General features: G+C 65.3%; 23 protein-coding genes. 14 read left to right on the top strand and 9 right to left on the bottom strand.

Features of this window, described 5'->3' with window-relative positions; all coding sequences use genetic code 11:
• The first annotated feature begins 98 nt into the window (after positions 1 to 98).
• The 3 genes from CI41S_RS38605 to CI41S_RS38595 all read left to right on the top strand — a co-directional run bounded on the left by CI41S_RS38605 (position 99) and on the right by CI41S_RS38595 (position 3,397).
• Positions 99 to 365, top strand: a complete 267-nt coding sequence (locus CI41S_RS38605; RefSeq protein WP_139864258.1) for a hypothetical protein — start codon at positions 99 to 101, stop codon at positions 363 to 365.
• A 354-nt stretch (positions 366 to 719) separates the two neighbouring features.
• On the top strand, positions 720 to 2,090 hold the full coding sequence (locus CI41S_RS38600; protein WP_139864715.1) for an FAD-binding oxidoreductase: 1,371 nt from the start codon (positions 720 to 722) through the stop codon (positions 2,088 to 2,090).
• An 83-nt stretch (positions 2,091 to 2,173) separates the two neighbouring features.
• Entirely contained in the window at positions 2,174 to 3,397 is a 1,224-nt protein-coding gene (locus tag CI41S_RS38595) for an acyl-CoA dehydrogenase family protein (protein ID WP_139864257.1), read from the top strand.
• A gap of 56 nt (positions 3,398 to 3,453) precedes the next feature.
• On the opposite strand, the gene CI41S_RS38590 is transcribed toward CI41S_RS38595, so the two are convergent.
• The 7 genes from CI41S_RS38590 to CI41S_RS38560 are packed head-to-tail and all read right to left on the bottom strand — an operon-like array spanning position 3,454 to position 11,241.
• Positions 3,454 to 3,975, bottom strand: coding sequence for a MarR family winged helix-turn-helix transcriptional regulator (locus CI41S_RS38590; protein ID WP_139864256.1), 522 nt, complete (start codon positions 3,973 to 3,975; stop codon positions 3,454 to 3,456).
• A 20-nt stretch (positions 3,976 to 3,995) separates the two neighbouring features.
• Positions 3,996 to 4,724, bottom strand: coding sequence for an SDR family NAD(P)-dependent oxidoreductase (locus CI41S_RS38585; protein WP_139864255.1), 729 nt, complete (start codon positions 4,722 to 4,724; stop codon positions 3,996 to 3,998).
• Positions 4,725 to 4,733: 9 nt separating this feature from the next.
• Positions 4,734 to 5,246 (bottom strand): aromatic-ring-hydroxylating dioxygenase subunit beta, encoded by a 513-nt coding sequence (locus tag CI41S_RS38580; RefSeq protein WP_139864254.1) that lies wholly within the window; start codon positions 5,244 to 5,246, stop codon positions 4,734 to 4,736.
• Position 5,247: 1 nt separating this feature from the next.
• A complete protein-coding gene (locus CI41S_RS38575; protein ID WP_139864253.1) occupies positions 5,248 to 6,561 on the bottom strand; it encodes an aromatic ring-hydroxylating dioxygenase subunit alpha in 1,314 nt (437 codons plus the stop codon).
• 11 nt (positions 6,562 to 6,572) lie between these two features.
• A complete protein-coding gene (locus tag CI41S_RS38570; protein ID WP_139864252.1) occupies positions 6,573 to 7,535 on the bottom strand; it encodes a PDR/VanB family oxidoreductase in 963 nt (320 codons plus the stop codon).
• Between the two features lie 2 nt (positions 7,536 to 7,537).
• The gene (locus tag CI41S_RS38565; protein WP_139864251.1) at positions 7,538 to 9,082 is read right to left on the bottom strand and encodes an indolepyruvate oxidoreductase subunit beta family protein; all 1,545 of its coding nucleotides are present in this window, start codon (positions 9,080 to 9,082) and stop codon (positions 7,538 to 7,540) included.
• Positions 9,079 to 11,241: a thiamine pyrophosphate-dependent enzyme gene (locus CI41S_RS38560; RefSeq protein WP_139864250.1), complete on the bottom strand. Its 2,163-nt coding sequence runs from the start codon at positions 11,239 to 11,241 to the stop codon at positions 9,079 to 9,081. The genes CI41S_RS38565 and CI41S_RS38560 overlap by 4 nt, the downstream gene beginning before the upstream one ends.
• Before the next feature lie 269 nt (positions 11,242 to 11,510).
• Here CI41S_RS38560 and CI41S_RS38555 point away from each other — a divergent pair, with 269 nt between their 5' ends.
• The 7 genes from CI41S_RS38555 to CI41S_RS43930 all read left to right on the top strand — a co-directional run bounded on the left by CI41S_RS38555 (position 11,511) and on the right by CI41S_RS43930 (position 19,150).
• Positions 11,511 to 12,686, top strand: a complete 1,176-nt coding sequence (locus tag CI41S_RS38555) for an acyl-CoA dehydrogenase family protein (RefSeq protein ID WP_139864249.1) — start codon at positions 11,511 to 11,513, stop codon at positions 12,684 to 12,686.
• 52 nt (positions 12,687 to 12,738) lie between these two features.
• Positions 12,739 to 13,863 carry a cupin domain-containing protein gene (locus CI41S_RS38550; protein ID WP_139864248.1) on the top strand — a complete coding sequence of 375 codons (1,125 nt, stop codon included), beginning with the start codon at positions 12,739 to 12,741 and terminating at the stop codon, positions 13,861 to 13,863.
• Positions 13,864 to 14,100: 237 nt separating this feature from the next.
• Positions 14,101 to 15,012, top strand: a complete 912-nt coding sequence (locus CI41S_RS38545; protein ID WP_139864247.1) for a fumarylacetoacetate hydrolase family protein — start codon at positions 14,101 to 14,103, stop codon at positions 15,010 to 15,012.
• 102 nt (positions 15,013 to 15,114) lie between these two features.
• Entirely contained in the window at positions 15,115 to 15,762 is a 648-nt protein-coding gene (locus CI41S_RS38540; protein ID WP_139864246.1) for a flavin reductase family protein, read from the top strand.
• A gap of 20 nt (positions 15,763 to 15,782) precedes the next feature.
• Positions 15,783 to 16,913 carry an NAD/NADP-dependent octopine/nopaline dehydrogenase family protein gene (locus CI41S_RS38535; RefSeq protein WP_139864245.1) on the top strand — a complete coding sequence of 377 codons (1,131 nt, stop codon included), beginning with the start codon at positions 15,783 to 15,785 and terminating at the stop codon, positions 16,911 to 16,913.
• Positions 16,913 to 17,890, top strand: coding sequence for a 3-hydroxybutyryl-CoA dehydrogenase (locus CI41S_RS38530; RefSeq protein WP_139864244.1), 978 nt, complete (start codon positions 16,913 to 16,915; stop codon positions 17,888 to 17,890). The genes CI41S_RS38535 and CI41S_RS38530 overlap by 1 nt, the downstream gene beginning before the upstream one ends.
• A 378-nt stretch (positions 17,891 to 18,268) precedes the next feature.
• Positions 18,269 to 19,150, top strand: coding sequence for a hypothetical protein (locus CI41S_RS43930; protein ID WP_172628364.1), 882 nt, complete (start codon positions 18,269 to 18,271; stop codon positions 19,148 to 19,150).
• A 98-nt stretch (positions 19,151 to 19,248) separates the two neighbouring features.
• On the opposite strand, the gene CI41S_RS38520 is transcribed toward CI41S_RS43930, so the two are convergent.
• On the bottom strand, positions 19,249 to 19,872 hold the full coding sequence (locus CI41S_RS38520) for a cysteine hydrolase family protein (protein ID WP_139864243.1): 624 nt from the start codon (positions 19,870 to 19,872) through the stop codon (positions 19,249 to 19,251).
• Between the two features lie 388 nt (positions 19,873 to 20,260).
• On the opposite strand from CI41S_RS38520, the gene CI41S_RS38515 reads away from it, so the two are divergent.
• The 4 genes from CI41S_RS38515 to CI41S_RS38500 all read left to right on the top strand — a co-directional run bounded on the left by CI41S_RS38515 (position 20,261) and on the right by CI41S_RS38500 (position 23,928).
• The gene (locus CI41S_RS38515) at positions 20,261 to 21,436 is read left to right on the top strand and encodes an FAD-dependent monooxygenase (protein ID WP_139864242.1); all 1,176 of its coding nucleotides are present in this window, start codon (positions 20,261 to 20,263) and stop codon (positions 21,434 to 21,436) included.
• Positions 21,437 to 21,675: 239 nt separating this feature from the next.
• Positions 21,676 to 22,734 carry an ABC transporter substrate-binding protein gene (locus CI41S_RS38510; RefSeq protein ID WP_139864241.1) on the top strand — a complete coding sequence of 353 codons (1,059 nt, stop codon included), beginning with the start codon at positions 21,676 to 21,678 and terminating at the stop codon, positions 22,732 to 22,734.
• 170 nt (positions 22,735 to 22,904) lie between these two features.
• On the top strand, positions 22,905 to 23,309 hold the full coding sequence (locus CI41S_RS38505) for an ester cyclase (RefSeq protein WP_172628363.1): 405 nt from the start codon (positions 22,905 to 22,907) through the stop codon (positions 23,307 to 23,309).
• A gap of 301 nt (positions 23,310 to 23,610) precedes the next feature.
• Positions 23,611 to 23,928, top strand: coding sequence for a MaoC/PaaZ C-terminal domain-containing protein (locus tag CI41S_RS38500; protein WP_244626824.1), 318 nt, complete (start codon positions 23,611 to 23,613; stop codon positions 23,926 to 23,928).
• 287 nt (positions 23,929 to 24,215) lie between these two features.
• On the opposite strand, the gene CI41S_RS38495 is transcribed toward CI41S_RS38500, so the two are convergent.
• On the bottom strand, positions 24,216 to 24,840 hold a 625-nt coding region (locus CI41S_RS38495; RefSeq protein WP_139864239.1), incomplete at its 5' end, for a transposase.

Genomic DNA, 24,840 nt, shown 5'->3' with positions numbered 1-24,840 from the left:
GCGTCCGAAGTCATCGCGTAGCGCGCGCCTCCTATCCCGTCGCTCCTGGTCGTTCCACCCGAGAACGATCTCGACACGATCGCGATAGGAGAATGATGATGTCCAAACGACTTGGTCTCGGCGTTGTCGCCGTCTCGTTTCTGTTCAGCTCGATGCCCGGTGTCGCCGCTGGCCGCAGTCCGACCAGCGTCCGTCATGACGCCCCGGAGCAATACGCCAGCCTGCTGCGCCAGGCTCCGGTCGGTCACCGGCAGCCGCGGCGAGCGGACATTCCGGAGGGCAGTCAATTGTCACCGATCGAATTGGAGCTGCGGCGGCTGGACGAGGAAATCGACCGCAAGCTGATCATCTGCCGCGGCTGTTGACCGCAAGGTCTGCGAGGCTCTGTGACACCAGGCGGTCGAACACGCCAGCGTCTGCATCTTTCCCGCCTCAACGGTGACCGAGGCCTGAGCTCGCCGGGCTCGACATCTCTGCCTCGGTCAATCGCGCGGAGCCTTGTGCCGACGTTCGGTTGCAGCCCGCCGCAGTAACCACATTACGGATGTAGCGCGATATCCGATCCGCGAAGTTCTCCCGTAACAGATCGCGCTCATCCTGCCTGCTTCGCGCAGCAACTCGCGCAGCTCCGCAACGCTGTGCTGCTGCGCACAGTTGCCCGCAGAGCCGCAGCTTCAAGCAGCTGGCTCAAACTGCCCGGACCACAAAGGGAGAGCGTGATGAACCTACACACCAGTTCGGACTCGGCCGCCGCGCGCGGACTGCGTGCCTTGATGCAGGGACGGGTCGTGTCACGCGGCGACGATGATTATTCCCGCACCCGCAAGATATGGAACGGCGCGGTTGAGAACGAGCCTGCGTTGTTTGCGGTGTGCGAGTCGGCGGTGGACGTGCAGGCAGCGGTGCGGATTGCCCGTCAGCACGGGCTGGCGTTGTCGGTGCGCGGCGGCGGACACGACTGGGCGGGACGCGCGTTGCAGCGTGACGGGCTCGTCATTGACCTGAGCCGGATGCGACAAGTCGTCGTCGATCCGCAAGCACGGGTCGCGACCGTCGCCGGCGGGGCAATGGCCAATAAGCTGGCCGCTGCGGCTGGTGCGCATGGTCTGGTTGCGGCGCTGGGCAATTGTGGCACGGTCAGCGTGGCCGGCCTGACCCTGGGCGGCGGCTACGGTCCCCTCAGTGGCAGTTGCGGCCTCGCGGCGGACAATCTGCTCGGCGCCGAGATCGTGCTGGCGGACGGACGGCGCGTGACAGCCGGTCCCGACGCGGAGCCCGACCTGTTCTGGGCGCTGCGCGGCGGCGGCGGCAATTTCGGCGTCGTCACCTCGCTGCGGATTCGCCTCCATCCGGCACCCGACATGCTTGCGGGATCGCTGATCTACGACTGGAACGAGGCGGGCAAGGTGCTGCGCCGCTACGCCGCATTCGCGCCCGCGACGCCGGACGAACTCGGCGTGTCGGTCGGCATGATGTCCGGTCCGGACGGCGAACCCGTCCTCATCGTCGTGCCGTTGTGGAACGGCGAGCGGCGCCAGGGCGAGCGTGTGATGGAAGGTCTGCGGGCTCTCGGCTCGCCGCTCTCCGTCCAGGTCGGACCGGCGACCTACTCCGACATGCTCGCCCAGTTCGACGCCTGGGTGGAAGCCATGGACGGCCACCATTGGGAGCTCCGGACACGCTGGTTGCCCGCGCTCACCGCGGAGGCCGCCGACCTGATCGTCGCGGCAAGGGCGCGCGCGCCGTCGCCGGATTGCTCGGTGTTCTGGCATCACTTCCACGGCGCCGCGACGCGGGTCGTGCCGGCCGCCACTGCATTCGGCATGCGCAACGAGCACCTCATGATCGAGATCCTCGCAGGCTGGAAGCCCGACGGAGACGGCGCGGCGCACCGGCGCTGGGCGCAGGATCTATGGCAGAGCCTCGCCCCGTTCGCCCTGCCGGGCGGCTACGCCAACCTGCTCGGACCGAATGATCGCGAACAGGCGGCGGGGGCTTTTGGCGGCAACGCCGCCCGGCTCCGCATGCTCAAGCGCCGCTTCGATCCCGATGGCGTCTTCGCGTCCGCCCTCTTGCTGCCGGCAGAGTGAGCTTGGCCGGCGGCGTCGAAACGCATTGCCATGAACTGCAACCGTTCCGGCAGGTGTTGCGGAACGACACTCAGGAGATCAGCATGACGACCAATGTTCAGCTTGCACATCGAGATGCAGACGCGCCCTTCGAACGACAGCCGATCGAGCATGAGGCCGCGCGGCTGCGCGCTGCCATCGCGGATCTGGCGCCGGAGCTTGCTGCCCGCGCCGGCGAGATCGAGAGCGCCCGGCGCGTTCCTGCCGACATCACCGACCGGCTGGGAGCCCTCGGCCTGTTCCGGACCCTGGTGCCGCGCAGCCATGGCGGGCTCGAGTTGAGCGTGCCCGAGGTGCTGCCCTTGATCGAGGCGCTATCCGCGGCCGACAGTTCGGTCGGCTGGGTGGCCATGATCGGCACCGGGGCGCAACTGTTCCGCACGCGGGTATCGCGCGCGACATTCGACCAGATCGTCATGGACGGGCCCGATGCGCTCACCGTCGGCGTCGGCACGCCGGCGGGGCGCGGCGAGGTCATCGATGGCGGCTATCGGGTCTCGGGACGCTGGCCGTTCGCCAGCGGTTGCCAGAACGCGCGGTGGATCGCCGGTCATTTCGTTATCCACAAGGACGGTGCGCCGGTGATGTCGGACGGACGCCCGCTGACGCGTTTTGTCGTGCTTGCCGCCGAGCGCTGGCGCGTCGAGGAGACATGGCAGGCCTCAGGACTGACCGGCAGCGGCAGCCATCATGTGGTCCTCGACAATGTGGCCGTCCGCGATGCCGAGACCTTTGATCTGTTTCACGGGCCGTCATGTTTGCCGGGGCCGTTCGCGAGCGCCGTGACGCCATTCATCGGAAGCTTGCATGCTGCGGTTGCCACGGGCATCGCGACCGCGGCGATGGCTGATCTCGCCGCCATGGCCGGCCGCCGCCAGCTGTTCGCCGCCGCCGATCTCAGGGACACGCCCATCTTTCAGCACGAGTTTGGCCGGCTCGATGCGGCGCTGCGCGCGGCGCGGGCGCTGCTGCAGGTTCAGGCCGACAGCTACTGGCGCCTGGCGCTTGCCGGCGAGCTCGACGGCAAGGCGGATTTTGCAGAGAGCCTGCAGGGCTCAGCCTGGATCAATGCGACCTGCAGCGATATCGTCAGCGGCTGCTATACGCTGGGCGGATCCAGTGTGGTGTTCAGCGCATCGCCGCTGCAGCGCCGCTTGCGTGACATTCACGTCGCGCGGCAGCATGCCTTCGCCCAGGAACGGTTCTACGCCCGCGCCGGCGCCAATGCGCTCGGCTTTCCCCCGGTCGATCCGATTTCGGGGCAATAGGGCCTGATGGACCCGGCGAGACACGCCTGCGCCATGCGCCGGGGAGCGCAATGACGTCAGGCGTGCTTGTCGAGGCGGCGTTTCAGCAGGGTCAGATGTTGCAGCAGGTCGGATTGCGCGACGTGCGACAGCTCGCCGATCAGCGCGATCACCCACTCCTCGTGGCGGCGCGCCATCCGGCCGAATTCCTTGGCGCCGTCCTGCGACAGTCGCAGGCGGAAGGTGCGGCGATCCTCGGCATCGACCTCGCGATGGATCATGCCGTCGGCTTCCAGCTTCTGCACCAGCGCGGTGATGGCGCCGTTCGAGACCATCAGCAAGTCGGAAACCTCCGACATGCTGGCGCCCTCCGGCCTGCGCGCAAGCTGCGCCAGTAGGTCGAAGCGGGCCAGCGTGGTGTTGAACTCCTTGCGCAGCCGCGCGTTCAGCGCCTTCTCGATCCGGGTCGCGCAGGCCAGCAGCCGCAGCCAGATCCGCAGCTCGAGATGGGCGCCGTCGGACTCCGGCGCGGGCTCGACCGGCGGCGCCGGGCGTGCGCTCTTCGCGGATCGGACCTTGCGTTTGACCGTGGCGTCCATGGCGCGTGCTCTCACCGAGGCTAGATGGAAATCGACCCGATGCTGGCTCCGCCGCAGACATAGAGCGTCTGTCCGGTGATGAAGTCGGCATCCGGCGAACTGAAGAAACTGACCGCGCGCGCGACGTCGCTGGACTTGCCGAGCCGGCCGAGCGGGATCGACTGCGCCAGCTTGCGCGCCCGCTCCGATTCCGGCGAGATCACGCTCTCGAACATCTCGGTATCCGCGATCGGGCCGGGCGCCACGACATTGACGGTGATCCCGAACGGCGCGAGCTCCAGCGCCCAGGTCCGCGCCATGCCGATGATGCCGGCCTTGGTCGCCGAATAGACCGTGCGGGTGACGGCGCCGAGCGCGGCGCGCGACGACAGCAGCACGATGCGGCCGAACCGCGCCTTCTTCATGCTTGGCAGCGCCGCCTGCGCCAGCGCGATGGCGGCGCCGAAATGCAGCTGCGCCAGCGCGCCGACGTCCTCGTCCGCGACCTCCTCCAGCAGGTTGGCGCGGATCGCGCCGGCATTGTGCACGACATGCGTGATCGCGACCTTGGCGGCGATCTCCGCGGCCGCCTGGCGCGTCGCCGCCGCATCGAGCAGGTCGACCTCGCGCGAGGACAGCTTTGGATGGCTCCAGTCCGGCTTGCGCCGCGACAGCGAGATCACCTCATAACCCTCGGCGAGCAGGCCGCGCGCGATCGCCGCCCCGATGCCGGTGTTGCCGCCGCTGACGATTGCCGTGTAGTTGGCCACGCGTGGTCCTCACATGAAGAGCTGGATGTTGCCGAACGCCGCATCGCAGTTGATCAGGTCGACGCGCTTGAGCTTGATCTTCAGCCGGCCACCCTCGACGGCCAGATGATGCGTGGCCCAGGCCGCATAGAGCGTCTGCTCGTCCTGACGGGTCTCGATGTAATGCATCGGCGTCCAGGTGACGTAGCTGTTGGCGGCGGCATCGCGTGAATCCACTTGCGGCGTCTGCAGCACGTGATGGCAGCGGCTCTTCGGCTTCTGGCTGAAGGTGCGCGCGCCCTTGAGCCGTTCGACGCGGATCGACAGCAAGAGCTTGTCCTCATACATCAGCGAGCAGGTCAGCCGCGGATCGGTCTGGTTCCATTCCAGCGGCATCCAGTAGAAGGCATCGTCGGCGTACAGATCGAGCCATTCGTCGAACCGCTGCTGGTCGATCAGCCGCGCCTCGCGCACGACGAAATCGATCAGTTCCTGATCGGTGGGAACGGCATTCTTCAGCGGGGCGTCGGCGACGACAGTCATCTCACATCCCCATCGTCATGAACTTTGTCCAGGCCCGGAACTGGTGCCGCATCGGCCACTCGCTGGTGCCGTTGATAGCGACATTGGTCTGGCCGGCCTCGTCGGGGCTGTAGAGCCGCTGCAGATTGACCCACTCGTTGCCGTTCGAATGCAGGCCCTCCTGCGCGCGCTCGTACATTTCGAGATCGTCATGGCCGACGATCGACGTCGGCGCGTTGATCAGGCGGTTGTACATCAGGGTGCGTTCGAGCAGCATGTCGGGCGCGTCGACCAACTGGAACGTCCATGACTCCACCAGCGTCTTGTTGGCCGCGATCGGCTTGAACAGCCGCAGCAGCTGGATCGGCCCCTTGATCATGATGTTGGGGAAATACACCGTGTTGTGCCTGGCCTCGCCGAGGATCGCCTTGGCCCGCTCCTCGCCATAGGCCGCGGTCATCTTCTCGAAATAGCCTGGGACCGCCGAATAGTCGGAATGGATCGAATGGTGCACGCCGGTGTGGCCGTGGCCGTTGTCCCAGATCCGGATCCCCATGTTCTCGAAGAACTCGTAGGGGCTCATGAAGGGCGCGATGATCTCGACCGCCATCGGCTTCTTGGTGCCGGGCGGCGCCTTCTTCCAGACCTCGACCACGGTGCCGGCCGACGACTCGTGCGCCACCATCGGGTGGCAGGTGTCGGTCTGGTTCTCGACCAGCATCTTCCAATTGCAATTGTGCATGTAGCGCAGCGCGCCGCCGGCGACCTTGAGCTGGCCGACGGGCGAGCGGTCGATCATGTTGTCGAAGCTCGACAGGCTGTCGCCGAAAAATTCCTCGAAGCCGAGGCCGCCGTCATTGATCTTGGCGAACACGAAGCCGCGGTAGTTGTGCACGTGGCGCACCGGCGTCATGCCGCGCGCCGCCTCGCTCTGCTCGAAGCCGGTGTTCTCATAGCCCTTCTTCAGGGGAATCGCGAGCAGCGAGCCGTCGGTCTTGAAACTCCAGGCATGGTAGGGGCAACGGAAGAATTTGCCGGTATTGCCGCAGGTCTCCGAGGTGATGCGGGTGCCCTTGTGCGGGCAGCGGTTGAACAGCACCCGCACCGTGCCGTCGCTGTGGCGGACCAAGAGCACCGGCTGGGTGCCGATCGTGGTGCCGAAATAGTCGCCGGCATTGGGCACCTGGCTGTCGTGGCCGACATAGACCCAGCTGTTCGGGAACATGTGCTCCATTTCGAGCTGGAACACTTCCTCGCTGACATAGACGTCGCGGTGGACTTCCTGGTCGCGGACCAGAGCGCGGATCGCCGCCGAGTTGCCGGCATATCGGGACATGCGTTCCTCCATTACAGGTCGAGCACGAGCCGTGCGGTCTTCGCGCGCGAAACACAGATCTGCATCACCTTGTTCGACGCCTTCTCGCTGTCGCTCAGGATGTAATCGCGATGATCCGGGATGCCCTCAAGCACGGCGGTCTGGCAGATGCCACAATCGCCGCGCTTGCAGTCATGCATCGGGTCCTCGCCGGCCTCGATCAGCACGTCGAGAATGGTCTTGCCCGGGGGAATTGCGTAGACGCGGCCGCTGCTCTTGAGCTCGACCTCGAAGCTGCTGTCGCCGGATTTCTCCTCGGGCGCGCTGAAAATCTCGAAATGCAGCCGGCCCTGCGGCCAGTCCAGCCGCTTCGCCAGCACAATCGCCGCCTCGATCATCGGCAGCGGTCCGCAGAGATACAGCGGCACGTCCGCCGCCAGCCGCGTCATCAGCCCTTCGAGATCGAAGAAGCGTCCCGCCTCGTCATCGGCGTGGATCGCGGCCTTGGCGCCGGTGAGCCGCTCGACCTCACCGAGGAAGGCCAGCTCGCTGCGGCTGCGGCCGGCGTAGTGGAACGCGAACGGCCGCTCTGCGGCGCCGAGCTCGCAGGCCATGGTGAGCAGCGGCGTGATGCCGATGCCGCCCGCGACCAGCACGATCTCGCCGGCGCCGGCATGCAGCGGAAAATTGTTCGCCGGCGGCGAGATCGTCAGGCGATCGCCGGCCTTCAACCCGTGCATGTAGGTCGAGCCGCCCTGGCTCTTGCTTTCCTGCAGCACGGCGATGCGATAGGAGGTCGGATGTTCGGTGGCGCGCGGCGAGGCCGTCTCGATCAGCGAATAGGAGCGGCGGCCGACATCGGGCAGATGAACGTCGATATGGGCGCCGGCGGCCCAGCCCGGCATCGGCGCGCCATTGGCGCGCGCCAGCACGAATTCGCTGATCCGCGGCGTCAGCGCCTCGACCTTCGACACCACGACTTCGAATTGATCCATCGTCAGGCGTCCTCGAACAGCGTTTCGACGGTGCGCAGCGCGCCGTCGAGCTCGGCGCCATCGGCGTCCTTCAGCGCGACCTTGGTCAGGCGCTGCACCCATTCGGCGGCGTCCTGCCGGCCGGCCAGGCGATCGGCCGCGCGCATCACCTTGTCGAACTTGGTTTCGCCGCGTGAATGCGTATCCGAATAGCCGCCGACCAGGCGGCGCGCCTCGCACACCGCAGTCGCCAGCGCGACATCCTGCGCCGCGAATTTGCGCACGCGCTGCGCCCAATCGTCGAGATGGCGCATCTCGCGGGCGTGCCGCAGCGTGCCGCGACGGAAGCGGCGCAGCCCCGCGACGCAGTAGAGCAGCAGGAACGACGCCGGCGAAGTGGTGCGCAGCTTCCGGCCGCGGTCGATCAGCTTGGCAAGCCGTTCGCTGCGTTCGAGCTTTTCGCCGAGCCGCGGCGGCAGCAACCCCGCCATCTCCTCGATCCGCGGATGGAAGAATTCGGTGATGGCGAGCACCTGGTCGTCCGCAGCCCGCACCTCGCGGCGCACCCGGCCGAACCGTCCGGCGCGGGTCTTGAGATCGGCGACGCGGATCACGTCGTCATAGGCCATCGCGACCGCGAGATATTTTGCGAAGGCTTGCAGCAGGCCGGTCGCATCGCGCGGCACGGCTTCCAGCCGGTTGAGATACTCGCCGCCATAGGCGACGTCCTGGAAATCGACCACACGCTGCAGGCCGGCCGCGACGATGCCGTGCAGCTCCGCCGGCAGATGCAGCGCCCGCGCAACCAGCGCGTCGTAGTCCGGATGGCCGATCGGCGCGAGTCTTGGAAACCGCTTGCCGAGCGGCGGCTTCGGCGCGGGCTTGATCTTCGGATCCCGCTTGAGCTCGGCTGTGGCGCGCTCACGGCCGGCGGTGAAGGCGCGCAGGCTGGCATCGACGCCGACGCCGGCGGCGCGGATCGTGGCCTCGAAATCCTCCGTGGTGAAGGGCAGGGCGGCGGCGCCTGCCAGTGCACCGAACAGCACCGCGGAGACCGCGCTGCCGGTGCTATCCGCAATCTCGGCCATGTCGAAGGCGATGAAGCGGTTGGCGGCGACATTGGCGGCGTCATAGACCTGCGAGGCGTCGGCGGTGCCGTCGCCGGGCGCGGTCTTCTCGACCACGGCGAGCGAGCGGTGCGAGGAGCCGATCAAGAGCGTGCGGTCGGGCGACACCAGCCCGCGCAGCATGGCGCGGCCGGCCTCCATCAGTTCGGCGCCGATCACGATGTCGACCTTGCCGGGCGCCGGCATCAGCGACAGCACGGGGTGGCGGTCCGGCTTGCTGGCGTCGGGCGCGATCATCTCGATGTAATAGATCGTGGCACCGGTGCGCTGCGCGACGCCGGGCACCGAGGTCGATTGCGCGTACCAGCCGCGCCGCTCGGCGAGCGCGACGATCCAATCGACCAGCACGCCGCCGCCCTGGCCGCCCATCGCGAGCACCGCGACGCTGATCGGACGGGCCTGGCTGAGGCCAGTGGAGATGGGCGCGACCGAGACGTTCATGCCGCCTCCTGCTCGAACATCACCCGCCGCCCTGCGCGCCAGCGCTGCAGCGCGCCGATCATCCGCCGCCAGAGACGGTCGAACCGGACTTCGAACGCGCTCGGGTTGGAGACGATGTCGGCGCGGTAGAACGAGGGGCACAGCACGGCGGCGTCCGCGACCTCGCCGCAATGGCCGCAGCCGACGCAGCTATTGTCGACGGCGGCGACCGGATTGTCCTTCAAGGGATCGCTGGTCGGCTTCACCGACAGCGACGGGCAGCCGGACAGGCGGATGCAGGCATGGTCGCCGGAGCAGACGTCCTCGTCGACGCCAAAACGCTCGCGCACGATGCGCTCGCCGCGTTTGGCGGCGGCCGCCGCCAGCGGCTTCACGCGGCGCTGCTTGTTCAGCATGCACTCGGAAGAGGCGACGATGATCTTCGGCCCCTTCTCCTCCGTGGTCAGCGCCTCGCGCAAGGTGTCGCGCATCCGCGTCACGTCGTAGGTGCGGTCGATCTGGCGCACCCATTTGGCGCCGACGCCCTTCACCGCCTCGACGATCGGGTGCTTGGTCGAGCGCGAGCGGTTGTCGGCGCGCGAGGAGGGGATGTCCTGGCCGCCGGTCGCGGCCGAATAGTAGTTGTCGACCACGACGATGACGCCGTCATGCTGGTTGAACACGGCGTTGCCGACGCCGCTGGTCAGCCCGTTGTGCCAGAAGCCGCCGTCGCCCATCATCGCGATCGGGCGTTTGCCGGCCGGCACGTTGAAGGCCGAGGCGGACGCCGGGCCGAGCCCGTAGCCCATCGTAGTGGCGCCGATGTTGAATGGCGGCAGGATCGAAAACAGATGGCAACCGATGTCGGCGGCGACATGATGCGGGCCGAGCTCCTTTTCCACCAGCTTCATCGCGGAAAAGATCGGCCGCTCCGGACAGCCGGTGCAAAAACCCGGCGGCCGCGGCGGCACCACGTCGGCGAGCGCGCGGATCTTGTCGTCGACCTCGACCCGGTCGATGTTCGGCGCGCGCGCGGCATCCGGCAGCACATCGGCGCGCCAGCGGCGGATGAAGGCGCCGATCCCCTGGCCCATCACCTGCGCGGTGTATTCGCCGGCCATCGGCAACAGGTCCTTGCCGTGCAGCTTCGCTGGAATGTCGGCGTTGCGCAGGATCTTGTGCAGCGCCTGCTCGATGAATTCGGGCTGGCCCTCCTCGACCATCAGCACCGCCTTCTTGCCGCGGCAGAACTCGATCACCTCGGCATCGACGATCGGGTAGGTCACGTTCATCACGTAGAGCGGAATTCGCGTCTCGCCCCAGACGTCGGCAAGCCCGGCCTCGCGCAGCGCAGTGATGACGCCGTTGTACATGCCGCCCTGCATGATGATGCCGATATCGTCGATGTCGCCGGCGAACGTCTCGTTCATGCCGCGGGCGCGGATGAACTCGACCGCCGCGGGCCAGCGCTTCTCGATCTTCTCCTTCTCGTGCAGGTAGGAGGCCGGCGGCAGCACGATGCGGTTGGTGTCCCGCGACGGCTGCTCCAGCGCGCGGGACAGCGGAAACGACGGGCGGACATTGTCGCGGCTGGCGAAGCGGCCGTGGACATGGCAGGCGCGAATCCGCACCTCCAGCATCACGGGTGTGTTCGAGGCTTCAGAGAGGTCGAAGGAATCCCGCACCGCCTTGACGATCGAGGCGACGTCGGGCCGCGGATCGACCAGCCAGAGCTGCGACTTCATCGCAAAGGCATGCGAGCGCTCCTGCATAATCGAGGAGCCTTCGCCGTAATCCTCGCCGATGATGATCAGCGCGCCGCCGGTCACGCCGCCGGAGGTGAGGTTGGCGAGCGCATCTGAGGCGACATTGATGCCGACCGGCGCCTTGAAGGTCACCGCGCCGCGCACCGGATACATCACCGACGCGGCGAGCGTCGCCGCCGCGGTCGCCTCGCTGGCGCTGGTCTCGAAATGCACGCCGAGATCGGACAGGATATCCTGCGCGTCCGACAGCACGTCCATCAGATGCGAGATCGGCGCGCCCTGGTAGCCGGCGACATAGCTGACGCCGCATTCGAGCAGCGCCTTGGTGATGGCCAAAATGCCTTCGCCGCGGAATTCCTGGCCGGCGCCGAGCTTGAGGTCTTCCACCTCGCGCGCGAAAGAGCGTTCTGCCATGCTCGTCTCCCTCGGGCCTTCCACGATGTTCCGCGCGACCGGATTTAATTTTAGACATCAAACAAAAATGATGTCAATCGGAGTCGGAGGTTTCACGCCGAAGGAACGCGTCGCATCGTCTCGCGTGCATTTCGGAGCCTGTTTCATAGGCTTTGTGCGGGCATTGCGGCTCCGTGGTTCGACAGGCTCGCTTGACAAGATATTTTAACAGTGAAACATTATTGAGGCGCGGTCCGCTTGGCGGCGGGCGGCCTTTGCGGGAGATTCACATGACCCCGGTTTCGCCCTTACGCGGGCCGTCGCGCGAGCATCTCGCGTGGCCCTTCTTCGAGTCCCGCCACAGCGACTATGCCGCCGCGCTCGACGCGTTTGCCGCCGGTCTCGGCGAGACCCACGGCGGCAATGTCGACGGAACCTGCCGCGCGCTGGTGCGCCAGCTCGGCGCCGCGGGGCTGCTCGAGGCCTCGGTCGCCGGTGACCGCATGGATTCGGTGATCGATTCCCGTTTGATCTGCATCGCCCGCGAGACCTTGGCCTGGCACAGCGGGCTTGCCGATTTCGCCTTCGCAATGCAGGGGCTTGGCACCGGCGCAGTGGCGATCGCGGGCTCGCCCGAACTGCGCGCGCTGGTGCTGCCGAAGGCGCGGCGCGGCGAATGGGTCGCCGCCTTTGCCTTGTCGGAGAAGGAAGCCGGTTCCGACGTCGCCGCGATGGCCTGCAGCGCCCGGCGCGAGGGCGACCACTACATCCTCGACGGCGAGAAGACCTGGATTTCCAACGGCGGCATCGCCGATGTCTACACGCTGTTCGCGCGCACCGGCGAGGCGCCGGGCGCACGCGGCATTTCCGCCTTCGTGGTGCTGCCGGACGATCCCGGCTTTTCGATCGCCGAGCGCATCGACGTGATGGCGCCGCATCCGTTGGCGACGCTGCGCTTCGAGAATTGCCGGATTCCGGCGGCGCGGCTGCTCGGCTCGCCCGGCGAGGGCTTCAAGATCGCGATGCGCACGCTCGATATCTTCCGCGCCTCGGTCGCGGCCGCCGCGCTGGGCTTCGCCCGTCGCGCGCTCGACGAGGCGACCGCGCATGCCAGGAGCCGGCGGATGTTCGGCGGCGTGCTCGGCGATCAGCAATTGACCCAGGCTACGCTCGGCGACATGGCTGCGGGTGTCGATGCCAGCGCGCTCTTGACCTATCGCGCGGCATGGCGGCGCGACGTGCAGAAGGCATCGACGACCCGCGAGGCGGCGATGGCCAAGATGGTCGCGACCGAGACCGCGCAGACCGTGATCGACCGCGCGGTGCAGATGTTCGGCGGCCGCGGCGTGCGCTCGGGCGAGATCGTCGAGCAGCTCTATCGCGAGATCCGTGCTTTGCGGATCTACGAGGGCGCGACCGAGGTCCAGAAGCTGATCATCGGGCGCGATGTCCTGAAAGGCACCTGATCGAACAGCGTCGAAGTCAAGCAAAGACAAGGCGCCAGGATGGGAGGGCGAGATGGCAACAAGGCGTGAGAACCATCGCGAAGACGTCGCCGGCCGGGCCAATGTCGAGGATACGCCCGAGCTGCTCGCCTATTACGATGAGCTGGAGCGGCTGGAGACCGGCGCGCTCTGGACGGTCGCCAACAAGATCGAGCCGTGGCAGCCCAAATCGTCGTCGGTCCCGGTGGTGTGGCGCTACGAGGATCTGCGCGCGCATGTGCTGCGCTCGGTCGAATTGGTGTCGCCCGAGAAGGCCGGCCGTCGCGTCATCTATCTGAACAATCCCGGCCGCCGCGAGCACGCCGCCGCGGTCGGCTGGCTGTATTCGGGATTGCAGGTCATGCATCCGGGCGAGGTCGCCTCGGCCCACGCCCATTCGGCATCCGCGCTGCGTTTCATCATGGAGGGCGAGGGCGCCTACACCATCGTCGACGGCCACAAGATGACGCTCGGCGCCAACGATTTCGTGCTGACCCCGAACGGCACCTGGCACGAGCACGGCGTCGCCGGCGACGGTACGCCCTGCATCTGGCAGGACGGCCTCGATATTCCCCTGGTCAACGCGCTGGAAGCCAATTTCTACGTGGTGCATCCCGAGCTGCAGCAGAGCGTCGGCTATCCCGTCGACGACATGACGCAGACCTGGGGCAATCCCGGCCTGCGTCCAGCAGGGGGCGAGTGGTCCAAGGGATACTCGCCGCTCTTGAAATACGAGTGGGCGCCGACCTACGAGGCCTTGCTGCGCTATGCCAAGGCCACCGACGGCTCGCCCTACGACGGCGTGCTCATGAACTACGTCAATCCGGTCACCGGCGGCCCGGTGATGCAGACCATCGGCGCCTCGATGCAGATGCTGCGCGCCGGCGAGAGCACCCGCGCGCATCGCCACACCGGCAGCTTCATCTACCAGGTCGCCAAGGGCCGCGGCCATTCGATCATCGACGGCAAGCGCTTCGACTGGAAGGAGCGCGACATCTTCTGCGTGCCGTCCTGGGCCTGGCACGAGCACGTCAACGGCTCCGCCAGCGGGGATGCCTGCCTGTTCACCTTCAACGACCTGCCGGTAATGCACGCGCTCGGGCTCTATCGCGAGGAAGCCTTCGGCGACAACGGCGGCCGCCAGCCGCTCGTGTCGTAGGAACGCGATGACCGTACTTCGAATCGAGCGAGCTCTTCTTCGCCTCGCCCCGCTTGCGGGGAGAGGCCGGAATGCATCGCCAGATGCATTCCGGGTGAGGGGGGCCTCCGCGAATCCCGCTGTCACCGTCTATGCGGCGGCGGCCCCTCACCCCAACCCTCTCCCCGTAAGAACGGGGAGTGGAAGCGCACCGCCGTCGCCATTCGATCTAACCTCATCCCGCTCTAGGAGAGCCCCGTGCGTCTTGTCACCTATCGCAGCACGGTCGAGGCTGCAGCCCGTCTTGGCGCCGTCGTCGACGATCTCGTCGTCGACGTCGAGAAGGCCGGCCGGCATGCCGGGGTTTTGCTCCCGTCATCGATGCTGGATTTCATCGATCTCGGGCCGCAGGCGCCCGCAGCGCTCAAGGCAATCCTGCAAGAGGGCCGGGAGCGCTGGCCAGTCGGCAGTGCGCTGCCGCTGGCCAATGTCCGCCTGCTGGCGCCGATCCCGCGCCCGCGCAAGAACATCTTTGGCATCGGCCTGAATTATGTCGAGCACGTCGCGGAATCCTCGCGCGCGCTCGATACCGCGAGAGACCTGCCCAAGCAGCCGGTGATCTTCTCGAAGCCGCCGACCAGCGTGATCGGACCGGATGATGCGATCCATCACGACCGCAAGATCACCCAGCAGCTCGATTGGGAAGTCGAGCTTGCCGTCGTGATCGGGCGCACCGCGCGGCGGGTGGCGGAGGCTGACGCGCTCGCCCACGTGTTCGGCTACAGCGTGATGATCGATGTCAGCGCCCGCGACAATCGCCGCGCCGGCCAGTGGATCTACTCCAAGGGCCAGGACACCTACGCGCCGTTCGGGCCGTGCATCGTCACCGCGGATGAAATCACAGATCCGCACGCGCTCGACCTCTGGCTGACGGTGAACGGGGTCGAGAAGCAGCGCTCCAACACCCGCCACATGCTGTTCAAGGTGCCGCATCTGATCGCTGACATCTCGGCCGCGATCACCCTCGAGCCGGGCGACATCATCGCCACCGGCACGCCCGAAGGCGTCGGCGCCGGCCGCAATCCGCAGGAATGGCTGTGGCCGGGCGACGTGGTGGAGGCGGAAGTCGCCGGCATCGGCCGGATCCGCCACCCGGTGGTCGCGGTCTGAGCATGATCCGGAAAAGTGTGATGCGGTTTTCCGAAAAGATCATGCTCAAACAAGGAGCTAAAGCGCGATGAAGATGCACTCATCGCGCTTTAGGCGCGCGCCATGATCTTCGACATGGAGACGCTGGAGGCGCAGAACCGCTACAAGATCCTCACCGCGACGGTGACGCCGCGGCCGATCGCCTGGATCACCACCTTGTCCGCTGGTGGCGTGGTCAATGCCGCGCCGTTCAGCTTCTTCAACGTGATGGGGCACGAGCCGCCGACGGTCGCGATCGGACTCTTGGCGGGCACGGGGCGCTTCAAGGACACCGCCGCGAACATCCTCGATACCGGAGAATTCGTCGTCAATCTCGTCGCCGAGCGCAATGCCGAGGCGATGAACATCACCTGCATCGACGCGCCGCCCGAGATCGACGAGCTCGAACTCGCCGGCCTCACGGCCGCGCCCTCGCAGGCGGTGCGCCCGCCGCGCATCGCGGAATCGCCGGTATCGTTCGAATGCCGGGTGCTCTCCTCGCTGGTGACGGGGCCGCGGCAGACCGCGGTGATCGGCCGGGTGGTCCGCGCCCATCTCGATGACGCGATCATCCTCGACAAGGAGCGCTGCCACATCGACACCGAGGCGCTGCATCTGATCGCGCGCATGCACGGCAGCGGCTGGTATGCGCGCTCCCGCGACCTGTTCCAGATCGATCGGCCGACCTGGGCGGCCTGGCAGGACACCAGCGGCAAAACCAAGCCGGCATAATCGTTGAAGCGGAGGACATCTTGAAGATCGCAGTGTTGGGTGGAGGCAATGGTTCGTTCGCGGCTGCCGGCGATCTCGCATTGGCCGGTCACGAGGTCAGGCTGTGGCGGCGCAATCCGAATGACGTCGCGGCGCATCGGGCTGCCGGCGGCACCATCACCGTCATCGACCGCGCCGGCCGCCGTGAGGCCAGGCTCGCAGCCATCACCGCGTCGATCGCGAAGGCGCTCGACGCCGCCGACCTGATCCTGTGTCCGGCGCCGGCCTTCGCGCAGCCGGCGATTGCCGAACTGGCCGCGCCGCATCTGCGCGACGGCCAGGTCGTGTTCCTGCCGCCCGGCACGTTCGGCTCCTACATCTTCGCGCGCGCCGCGCGCGATGCCGGCAATCGCGCCGAGATCGCGACCGCCGAGACCGGCACCTTGCCGTGGCTGGCGCGCAAGCAGGGCCCTTATGCGGTTCGCATCTCGGGCCGCGGTGCGCGGCTGCCGACCGGCGTGTTTCCGTCGCGGTCGGCCAGGCATGCGCTCGGCGTGATCGCCAACGCATTTCCCAACGCCATCGAGCCGTGCGGCGATGCGCTCTCGGGAGCGCTGATGAACGCCGGCCCAATCATCCATCCGCCGCTGATCACGATGAACGCCGGCCCGATCGAGCACTTTGCCAAATGGGACATCCACAAGGAGGGGACGCAGCCGGCGATCCGCCGCGTCACCGATGCGCTCGATGCCGAACGGATCGCGATCCGCCGCGTCACCGATGCGCTCGATGCCGAACGGATCGCGATCCGCGAGGCACTCGGGTATCGCGGTCCGCATTTCCCGCTGGCCGACCATTATTCGCGTGACGGCGAGCCGTGGATGTATGCGCGCGACGCCCATGAGCAGCTCACCGATTCCGGCGACTGGTCCGAGCGCCTCGTCCTGGTCGAGCATCGTTACATGCTGGAGGATTTGCGCCTCGGCCTGTCATTTCTGGCATCGGTCGGCGCGCTTGCCGGCGTGCAGACGCCGCTGGTCAAGGCGTTCCTCGCGATCGGCGCCGCGATCACGGGCGAGGAATTCGCGGTGACGGGCCGCAGCCTGTCTTCGCTCGGCCTCGGTGATCTCGACCGGGCCGGCCTGCAACATCTTCTCGCCGAGGGCTTTTGATGCGACCGGTCATTGGATGTCTCGGCGCCGGCCGCATGGGGCGCGGCATCGCTGTCGTGTTCGCGTTCGCCGGCCACCAGGTTGTCGTGATCGACTTCAAGCAGCGGGAGGCGGCGGCGTTCGAGGCGCTGGCGGCCGAGGCGAGGGCGGAGATCCGCTCGACGCTGGAGATCCTCTCGCGCATCGATCTGCTGGCGCCGGAGCTCGTCGCCACCATTGCCGAGAGGATCGCGATCGTGCCGCGGCAGCAGGCGGCCGCGGCGCTGCCGCGCTGCGACGTCATCTTCGAAGGCATGCCCGAAATCCTCGGCCTGAAGCAGACGGCGCTGGCCGAGGCCTCGCGGCTCGCCGGCGAGCGGCCGATCATCGCCTCGACCACCTCGACGATCCTGGTCGACGATCTCGCCGGTGCAATCGAACATCCCGGCCGCTTCCTCAATGCGCACTGGCTCAATCCGGCCTATCTGGTGCCGCTGATCGAGCTATCGCCCGGCAAGCTCACCGTTTCAGAGACGACGGCGCGGATGAAGGCGCTGCTCGAGGGCATCGGCAAGGTGCCGGTGGTCTGCGCGGCGCGGCCCGGCTTCATCGTGCCGCGCATCCAGTCGCTGGCGATGAACGAGGCCGCGCGCCTGGTCGAGGAGGGCGTGGCGTCGGCCGAAGATATCGACAAGGCTGTCATCTACGGCTTCGGCTTCCGCTTTGCGGTGCTCGGCCTGCTCGAATTCATCGATTGGGGCGGCGGCGACATCCTGCACCACGCCAGCCGCTACCTGGTCGACGCGCTCGGCGACAGCCGCTACGCCGCGCCGGAGATCATCGAAGCGAACATGCGCGAAGGCCGCATCGGCATGAAGACCGGGCAGGGTTTTATGAACTATGACGGCGTCGACCAGGCCGCCTACCGCGAAAAACGCCTCGCCGCCTTTGCCGCGGCGTTGCGGGCGATGGGGCTTGCGCGCGACCCCGTCGCGTAACGTGCGGCTGGTTCGCATCACCGGGCTCACTACGCCTCTCCCGCTTGCGGGGAGGCCGACGCGCATCGTGAGATGCGTGGCGGGTGGGGGTGTGTCCACGGTGGGATTCGCAATGCGGAGACACCCCCAACCCCGCCTCCCCCCGCAAGCGGGAGAGGGAGCCCACCGCCAATGCCTGCATCACTCCAATCCCCCATATGCGATTGCACTGGGTCAGGCCCGGGCCAGTATCCCACTGCATTATCAAGAGACTTCAAGCGCGCTATCATCATCTGGCCATTCTTTGGACAAGACTGACGGGAGTGCTGGGGCTGACCGACCCGAACGGATGGCCGGCTAGGCACTCTTGGGTGACATTGGACGGAAAGGGAAACGCCAGTGAACTCCACACCCACTCCGAACCCGGTTGAATCGAACGACAGCCTGACCGCGCGCGCCGACGAAAGACTGGCGGAAGCCCACAAGCAGATCACGCGCGCCGATCAAGAGCTCACGCGTTTGAGTGAACAGCTGGCCAGAATGGAGCGCGAAGCCGCGTCGCCGCCTTCGGCGCCACCTGGTCCGCCTGCGATCGGGCCTGACCCTGCTTCTTCCGGGCCGAGCCCCGCCTCTTCCGGACCCGGCTCGCAATCTCCGCCCGGAAGGCCGGTGCTCCGAGCCCTCGTCGGCTTGTCGCTGGCTGCATGTATCGTTGTCGCTGCCCTGGCTTACCAGTCGTCCTATGGTGAGGGCGCCAAGCTGGTTGCGGCCCGTTGGGTGCCGCAACTCGTCTCAACTCCGTCATTGCCGCCTGCTGATCCGCCGCCTGCGGCGCAGCCCGCTCCACCCGCCGTTCAGGTCGCCGCGGCGGACGCCGCTCCGCCCCAGGCGACGCCCGCGCCTCAGACCGCACCGCCTCAGACTGCACCGCCTCAGGCCGCCCCGCCGCAGGACGCCGCGCCGGCAGCTAACGCAGCCGGTCCCGATCAGGCGCAACTGCTGCAAACGATCGCGCGCGACCTCGCAAATGTGCAGCGGAATATCGAACAGCTCAAAGCGGACCAGCAACAACTGGCCCGCGAGAGCGCCAAAGCCATCGAGGAACTCAAGGCGAGCCAGGAAGAAACGAAGCGGGCGCTCGCGAAGGTCTCCGAGCCGAAGGCGTTAGCGCCTCCGCCGCGCCCGACTCCCACCGTCCGCAAGCCCGAGCGGACGTCTCCGCCGCCCTACGCAAGAATGCCGCCTCGAATCCCGAGGGAATGGCTCTACGACGATTGGTGACCGTCGATGCAGCGGGTACCCCGCATCAGCAAAGCGATATGCGGGAGTTCGCGACCCCGCATATCGCTTCGCTCATGCGGGCTACGCTTGCTTCAACGCTATCGCGTCAAAGCGTCGATGAAACTGTGGGACTGCCAGATGTCGGCGATTGGCCGAAGGTGATCGATCGCATCCTGATGCATCTCTTCGCTGCCAGAGGTGCAGCAATCTTCAAGTACGAGGCAGCTGTAGCCTCGGTCGATCGCCGACCATGCCGTATTGGTGACGACAAAGTTTGTGGCGACGCCGGTTAGAACCAGATCGGTTATTCCACGGCTCTTAAGCGCATTATCGAGGTCCGAGCCGGCAAAAGCACTAATATGACGTCCCAGGATGACAGGTTCGCCTTCTTGGCACACCAACGCGTCGTGAAGGTCATATCCCCAGGTGCCGGGGCGGAGGACTTCGCCCGCCTCATGCTCAGCGGCAACGAACTGGCAGAACTCGCCCCGCTGCGGGTAGCGGAAATCGCCGGGCGATAAATCCAATTTGACATAAGCAATGAAAATGCCTTTCTCGCGCGCCGCGCTCAGAACGCGATTGATCTTGTCGAAGAGGTTTGTCTTCTGCACCATCTCAGCAAAACCAGTGTGTTCCGCGACTGGAGATGCCGGGTCCGTCATGTGTTTCTGCAGGTGCAGTCCGAGTACAGCCGTCTTTGCCGCTTCCAGGTGCTCCGCCATAGTAGTTCCTCATGTTTCAATTGGCGCCAGCCTGCCGATCATCGCGGAAGCCCGGCCCACCCAGCACCCGCCAGGAATGGCTCTGCGGCATTCGACATTGATCAATCCAACAATGTAACTGGGCTCAGAATTGAGTCTAGCCTGCGCCGTGCACCGCTTCCACCGATTAAGCGATGTCAGCGGTGGGTCATTCGCGACTGAACAGCCCAGCCCGGGGCTGCCATCCAATGTCCGCTACGCTGCCGATGGCGACCCAGATTGCGCGCCGCTGCAATATGTCGCGATGGGCCAAGAGCCGAAGTGGGCCAAGAGCCGAAGTAGACGCTTCTGCGCTTTCGAGGTACGCTCGACCAACCTCAACGACCTAACAGGTAGACCGGAAGCCTGCATGAGCCTCGAGGTCGCGGTGATCGGTGGCGGCATCGGCGGACTCTCCGCCGCGCTGCAGCTTCTGAAGGTCGGGCTAGATGTCCATGTCTATGAGCAGGCGCCGCGCATCGCCGAGATCGGCGCTGGAATCCAGATCAGCCCCAACGCTTCCAGGCTGTTGGCTCGCCTCGGGCTAAATCCAGCAATGGACGCCGTCGGCGTGCGCCCCCTCGCGGTGCATCAGCGGCGCTGGGACGATGGCCGAACCCTGCAGCGGGCGCCGCTCGGTCCCGAGGTCGAGGCACAATTCGGCGCGTCATACTATCACTTTCACCGCGCTGACCTGGCTAACCTGCTGGCCGACGCCCTGCCACCGACGCGATTGCATGTCGGCCACAGGCTGCTCAGCCTGGCGCAGCGCGGCGACAGGGTGACGGCGCGCTTCGACAACGGTACGTCTGCCGAAGCTGATCTACTGATCGGCGCCGACGGTATTCATAGTCGCGTACGCAACGTCATCTTTGGGCCCGAAAAGCCGCGCTTCACCGGCTGCGTGGCGTGGCGCGGGCTGGTGCCGGCTGGACGCATCGCTCATCTCGACATCGAGGTCGCCACGCACAATTGGATGGGGCCCGGCGGTCACTGCGTCCATTACTGGGTTTCCGCCGGCCGGTTGATGAACGTGGTCTGCGTTGTCGAACACGGCAACTGGACCGCCGAGTTTTGGACCGACCGCGGCGACGTCGCTGAATTGCTTCAGCGCTACGAGGGCTGGCATCCGATCGTACGCGGCCTCATCGAAGCATTCCCCGAAACCTTCATTTGGGCTCTGCACGATCGCGCCGAGCTGCCGCGGTGGACGGAAGGTCGCGTCACCCTGCTGGGCGACGCTTGCCACCCCATGCTGCCAATGATGGCGCAGGGCGCCGCGCAATCGATCGAGGACGGCGCGGCATTGGCGTCGCTTCTGAATGCGATGCCTGATGACGTGCCGGGCGCGCTTCGGCGTTACGAGACGGTACGCAAGCCGCGCGCCACTCGGCTGCAGGAGACGAGCGCCGCCAATCGCACGCGCTTTCATTTGCCCGACGGGCCGGAACAGCAAAAGCGCGACGAACTGATGGCCCACAGCGGCGACCGGTCGCTCGCCAATATCGGCTGGCTCTACCAGCACGACGCGGCGCTGGTCGTTTGATTGCTACGGCTTCAGCAGGTCAACGACTGCTCAATCGAAGCTAAAATGAAGAGCATTCCATGGGGCAGCGCTGTCTGCGGCTTCGCCGCCGCAATGCTGGCCGATGTCCCATCCGGGTCAAAAGCTGCCCTTGATGGCCGAGCCGAACACCGTCCGCTCTTCGCCAATGAGCCGACCTTACGATGGCTAAGTGGACTTTCAACTAGCTAGGAGCCAGAACGGAAGGTCAGATTCATCCGATGGAGTTGCTCTCGGGGGCCGATATTCCTATGGTGGTGGAGGGAATATCAGCCAGGGATGCATTCATGAAATTGCGCTGGAGGATAATCGCGTCAATCTTTGTTTTGGTCGCATGCGGAGATGCAAGCGCGCAGCAACCGAACCGGCAGTTCCGGGTTGGAATCATGTCGAATGCGACTGCTGCCGTCATCTTTGATCAACTCCGCAAAGATTTTGCAAATCTGGGATATGTCGAAGGTCGCGACATTGCTTTCGAGGCGAGATGGGCTGAGGGGCAGTTGGACCGTCATCCCGGTTTTGCCGACGAGCTTGCTCGCCTTGAACTCGACCTGATCATGACCTACGGCGGGGTGGCAACCGCTGCTGCGCAAAAGGCAACCAGCAAGACCCCAATCGTGTTTACTATTGTTACTGATCCGATCGCGCTTGGCCTTGCTCGTGATTTGATTCGTCCGGGCGGCAATGCCACGGGAATTACCAGCCTCGACACGCAGCAAGCCGCGAAGCAGTTCGAACTCCTCAAGGAGGTATTGCCGAGCATCTCGCGGGTAGCGATTCTGAGCGACGACACACTGCCCGGAGCCGATGCGAGTGGGTTCGTCCCGATCGAGAGGGAAAATCGCGCAGCAGCAATTGCCGTTGGGTTCGAGCCCTTCGTCGTGAGGGTCAGGGGCCCGACTGTCGAAGCAAAATTGGATGAGGCCTTTGCGGAGATCATGAAGCACGATGTGCAGGCGATCGTGATCGTCGAAGCGCCGCTTGTTTTCCCGCATGCAAAGCGCATCGCGGAGATGGCCGCTGAGAGAAGGTTGCTGACCGTATTTCCCGGTAGCCAGGGAGCCGCGGGCGGGCTGTTCGCCTATGGTACCAGCGTGATCGACACATTTCCCAGAATGTCAATCATTGCGGATAAAGTTCTGAAGGGGGCAAAGCCCGCCGAGCTGCCAATTGAAATCATGACAAAGCGAACGTTGATAGTAAATCAGCGGGCAGCAAGAGCTGTTGGAATCACGGTACCCGCCAGCATCTTGCAGCGAGCAGACCGCGTCCTTGAGTAGGTGGATCATAAGCGCGCGAAGGGACGACCGGGCGACGTCCTGCTCGACCCGAATTAGCCGACGTGGCAAACGCCGAGCGAAGTTTCGGCTACGGGCCAGCAGCCGACTCGGAAAGTCGCGGAACTGTGCTACGATTGCCGACAATAATTCAATCATTTGGAGACAACGTCTTGTCGCAATCGAACCTTGAAGTTTTCAGGTCAATTATCGAGCGTGGTTTTTCGCGTGGTGATCTATCGGTGGCAGACGAAGTTTGCGCGGAGCGACTGCTAGAGCACCAATATCTGACGAACAGCGATCTTCCCGGTCCAGAGATTCTGAAATCCCAGATCGAGAATGCTCGCAAGAGCATCAACGACCTGAAGCTCACACTGAGTGCTTCAGTAGAAACCGAGGATACCGTTTGGGCGCGCTGCACGGCAACAGGCCTCGATCCACGCTCAGGAAAATCGGTGACAATCGACGTCATGGACATCTGTCGTTTCGCTGGCGGAAAACTCGTGGAGCATTGGGGAGTGCCCGACAGGTTTGCGCTTCTTCACCAGATCGGAGCGTTGCCGCCACCGCCCAAGTGAACCAAGGGCGAGCGCGGCCAGCCGCTTCCACATGTCCGTTTCGGGTTGCAAGCGGACATCGGTAGCCAGTGGACCGCATGAGCAAAGCGATATGCGGGAGTTCGTGACCCCGCATATCGCTTCGCTCATGCGGGCTGCGCTTGCTGAACAATCCTGAAAAACTAGCAGGCCGATAACCGACGGGCTAGCGGCAAGAATGTCGACACGGGCCAGAAGCCGACACACTGACATTGAGCGGCAGGAAAACTATAGTTAGTTACGTCACAGGCAGCTCAGCTTGATCCGTTTGAAGGGTGCGGCGATGACCAGCTTGTTTTTTGAAGAGATTGAAGTTGGCAACAGACGTACGGCTGGCCCTTACTTCGTCTCGAAGGACGAAATCGTTGAATTCGCCACGAAGTACAATCCGCAACCCTTCCATATCGATGAGCAAGCTGCTGCGCGTTCAGTTTTCGGGGGACTAACAGCATCGAGTGCCCACACATTCTCGATACTTATTTTATTGTTGACCAAGACGGAACCTTCGCTCCGTATTCTTGCGGCACTCGGCTGGATTAACTCAGGTTGCCGACCGCTGTGCGTCCGGGAGATGGGCTTTATCTTGAAGTCACCGTTTTAGAGAAGCGCGAGTCGAAATCGAACTCCGATAGGGGTATTGTCAGCAACCAGATCTACCTGCGCAATCAAAAACGCGAAATAGTATTGCAATGCATCAACACGGTCCTCCTTGCGCGGGCGACCAGATGCGAAATCGTCGACCTAAGACGTTTGTAGGAACATTCGGCGCGCTTGCGCGTCGGTCGTATTGGTTTAAGCGGCAGACGCCCCAAATGTCTCTTTTGGGTCTTGGCCGTGTAAAAACGGCCCTTAGGGATGTCCGGCCTGGCAGCCAGAGCCTGGCGAATCTCAGGCCACGATCGCGACGATAAGCGGCTTGACCCCGACGATGTTCATGACCCGTGTCAGATTATAGGCCAGAACCGAGAGAGCCATCTCGGTAGCTACTTTTGGAAGCGTTTTGGTCAGGAAGTGCGTCGCTCCCATGCGGGCCTTCATCGTGCCGAACGGATGCTCGACTGTCTCGCGACGCTGGCGCATCGCTTCTGGGTTTGCATCAAGGCGCTGCTGCACGGCCTCGAGCAGATGCTCATGCTCCCACCGCGCAATTCGCCGCTCCGGCCCGGTTGTGCATTGCGATTTGAGCGCACAATTTTGACAGGCTGTGGTCCAGTAGCGCCGCAGCATCTTGCCGTCTTCTTCACTCGTATAGCGATACGGCAATCGCTCCCCAGCCGGGCATCGATAGGCGTCCTCCTCTGGCAAATAGGCAAAGTCCTGCTTACCGAAGCGCCCATCTGCCTTGGCACCTGATGTCAGCGGTTTGGGCAGGGTTACCGTGATGCCTGCTTCGTGACACGCGAGGATTTCTGGGCTGTTGAAGTAGCCACGGTCGGCCACAGCTTCCAGCGTCTCGGTCTTTAGAACAGCCTTCGCCTGCTTGGCCATATTGGCCAGTTGTGCCCGATCTGAG

Source organism: Bradyrhizobium ivorense (assembly GCF_900696085.1).
In the GTDB taxonomy this organism is placed as follows: Bacteria; Pseudomonadota; Alphaproteobacteria; order Rhizobiales; family Xanthobacteraceae; genus Bradyrhizobium; species Bradyrhizobium ivorense.
The sequence above is the reverse complement of the archived record's forward strand: the minus strand, read 5'-3'. Positions and strand labels throughout refer to the sequence as shown.